We start from the raw sequence: 885 nt of genomic DNA, 5'->3' as shown, positions 1-885 counted from the left end.
AGGCTCGCCCCGACGGGGCGAGCCTCACTCGCATTTCACACCCCCAAGTAGTCCACAAAAGCCCCCATCAGACTCCGCGCCGAACCGCCGGCCCGCCAGGCACGTGGCAACCTCGGCGAAATGACCGAGCTGCTCCACGGAACCCTCGACGACGTCACCCGCCAGGCACTGCGTCTCGCCAGAGACGGCGACCGGCGGGCACGACCCGCACAGATCAACGGCAACCGGGCCATCCTGACGCCCCACCACACCAGCGCCGGACACCTCGACGCCGACGACCTCGCCGCCCAGGTGTACGCCCTCGCCCACGGACTGTCCTCGGACGATGGCCACTACACCGGCGGATACTTCACCGCCAACGGACTCGGGCACTACTCGCCAGCACCGGACACCGAACTCAACGCCAAGGACAGAACCTAGAACAACGGCAACACCATGTGCCCGACCGGGGAAGGTGGATCCAGCCCCAGCTCCCGCGTGCAACATCCTTCGGCTCCTCCCGCACGCCAACCCTGACCAGGTGCGCTGACCGGCAGGCGGGGGCGACCAGGTGGGTAGCCCTCTTTCCCTGCCACGCCGATCATTGGCGCTCCACTCCCGGCGTCAAGGTCGGCACCCTGCGGGTGCGCCGGCTCCGCCAACAAGCCCGGGGCGCGCTCGCTGCGCTCGCTTATTTCGCCCCGACCTTCTTGTCTCCGCCGCCGTTCCCTCGCTTGACTCCGTCCGCTCCACGCCATTTTCGGCAGGTGTCAGGGAAAGGGGGGCCATGCGCGAGAGAGCGCAGCGCCGCGACACTTTCCGAAAAAGCGCAGGACAGAGGCGTTTACCGCTTGCGCCACTAGTGGCACTAGTGTTAGTATTGAGGCATACCGAGAGGGAGCCCAT

The 885-nt window shown here is 67.1% G+C and carries 1 protein-coding gene; it reads left to right on the top strand.

Translation table 11 applies throughout. The annotated features are described in order from the left end of the window. The first annotated feature begins 120 nt into the window (after positions 1-120). Positions 121-420, top strand: a complete 300-nt coding sequence (locus G6027_RS16130; protein ID WP_179526378.1) for a hypothetical protein — start codon at positions 121-123, stop codon at positions 418-420. The last annotated feature ends 465 nt before the right edge of the window (positions 421-885 follow it).

Origin of the sequence: Dietzia sp. SLG310A2-38A2, from assembly GCF_014145095.1 — a bacterium.
In the GTDB taxonomy this organism is placed as follows: Bacteria; Actinomycetota; Actinomycetes; order Mycobacteriales; family Mycobacteriaceae; genus Dietzia.
The sequence above is the reverse complement of the archived record's forward strand: the minus strand, read 5'-3'. Positions and strand labels throughout refer to the sequence as shown.

Excerpts from the sequence above, each read along its gene's own strand:
- G6027_RS16130 (WP_179526378.1), top strand. The coding sequence starts at position 121 with ATGACCGAGCTGCTCCACGGAACCCTCGACGACGTCACCCGCCAGGCA.